Here is a 1,857-nt window from a genome sequence, read left to right as displayed (position 1 = left end):
CCGGCGGCGGGCGCGGCGGGCCGGCTGGCCGCGTTGTGGTCGGCCGATCTGCTGCTCCTGCAGGTGTTGTTGATGGCCCGGATCCCGCTGGTGGAACGCGCTTTCGGCCAGGACACCCTGACCCGCTGGCATCGCCGCACCGGCTTCGCCTCGTTCCAGCTGCTGCTCGCGCACGTCGCGCTGGCCACCTGGAGCCGGGCGCCGGTCCGCAGCTTCGCCGCGTTCGTCGCCGGCGATCCCGGGATGCTGCTGGCGGTGGTCGCGCTGGCCGCCCTGGTCCTGGTGGTCGTCACCTCGGTGCGCGCGGCCCGGCGCCGCTTGCGCTACGAGTCGTGGCATCTCCTCCACCTGTACGCGTACCTGGGTGTCGCCCTGGCATTGCCGCACGAGTTGACGGCAGGCCGGGACTTCACCGCGAGCCCGGCAGCGCGCGCGTACTGGTGTGCGCTCTACGCGACCGCCGCCGGCAGCGTGCTGATCTTCCGGCTCGGCACGCCGTTGTGGCGCACGGCCCGGCACCGCCTGCGCGTCGACCACGTGGTCCCCGAGGCCCATGGCCTGGTCTCGGTCTACCTGCACGGTCGCCGGCTCGACCGCCTGCCGGTGCGCGCCGGGCAGTTCTTCGTGTGGCGCTTCCTGGACGGCCGCGGCTGGTCCCGGGGCAACCCGTTCTCGCTGTCCGGGCCACCCCGAGGCGACCAGCTGCGGATCACCGTCAAGGGCCTCGGCGACGGCAGCGCCCGGGTGGCCACGCTCGCGCCGGGGACGCGGGTGCTGATCGAGGGGCCGTACGGGCGGCTCACCGCGGAGTCGTACCGCGGCGGGCCGGTGACGATGCTGGCCTGCGGGGTCGGCATCACGCCGCTGCTCGCGCTGCTCTGGGACCTGCCGTACGGCCACGGGCAGGCGACCCTGGTCTACCGCGCCCGGCACGCCGCCGAGGTGGCCTTCCTGGACGAGCTCGAATGGCTGGCCCAGCGCCGCGGCGTCCGGCTGGTCCCGCTGATCGGGCCGCGCGCCCACCCGACGTCGTGGCTGCCGGCGGAGTACGCGGACTACACGGACGCCGAGGCGTTGCGAGAGATCGCCCCCGACCTGGCCGACCACGACCTGTACCTGTGCGGCCCGGACCGGTGGACGGACGCGGTGCGCGCGGCGGCCCGGGCGGTCGGCGTGCCCGCCGCCCACCTGCACCGGGAACGATTCAGCTGGTGAACAATGAGCGGATGGAGAGCCATCCCAACGTGCTGGCCGTGCAGGCCGCCCTGGAGAACGCCGATGCCCGTACCCACGATGGCGGGACGCCGCGCACGGTGGTTTTCGACGAGGGTGTGCACACCGCCGCCGCCGCGGCCGCCGCTCTCGGGGTCGAGGTCGGGCAGATCGCCAACTCGCTGATCTTCGACGCCGACGGGGAGCCGCTGCTCGTGCTGACCTCGGGCGCGCACCGGGTCGACACCAGGAAGGTCGCCGCGGCGCTGGGGGTGGCCAAGCTCGGGCGGGCCACTCCCGAGTTCGTCCGGGCGCACACCGGGCAGGCGATCGGCGGGGTCGCTCCGCTGGGACACCCGAAGCCGGTGCGCACGCTGGTCGACACCGCGCTCGCGCAGTATCCGGAGATCTGGGCGGCGGGCGGCGTACCGCAGGTGGTCTTCCCGATCACCTATGCCGAGCTGCTGCGGGTCACCGGCGGCACGGCCACCGAGGTGGCCTGAGCGGCGCCGGCGCGCAGCGGAGCCGTCGGCGACGTAGCGTGGCCCCCATGATTGACGTCCCGCCGCTGGTCACCCTGCACGTGTGGCGGGTTCCGCGCCGGGCCCTGGGCAGTGCGTTGCTGCGCATGGCGCTCGATCGGCG

General features: G+C 74.5%; 2 protein-coding genes. Both read left to right on the top strand.

Annotated features, from left to right (window positions below; translation table 11 throughout):
* A partial coding sequence (locus AB0C29_RS46345; RefSeq protein ID WP_360834475.1) for a ferredoxin reductase family protein occupies positions 1-1,215 on the top strand: 1,215 nt, incomplete at its 5' end.
* Positions 1,216-1,226: 11 nt separating this feature from the next.
* Entirely contained in the window at positions 1,227-1,715 is a 489-nt protein-coding gene (locus tag AB0C29_RS46340; RefSeq protein WP_360834473.1) for a YbaK/EbsC family protein, read from the top strand.
* Positions 1,716-1,857: the final 142 nt, after the last annotated feature.

It is taken from the genome of Actinoplanes sp. NPDC048791, from assembly GCF_040650095.1.
Classification (GTDB): Bacteria; Actinomycetota; Actinomycetes; order Mycobacteriales; family Micromonosporaceae; genus Actinoplanes.
This window is presented reverse-complemented; position numbering and strand designations above follow the sequence as displayed.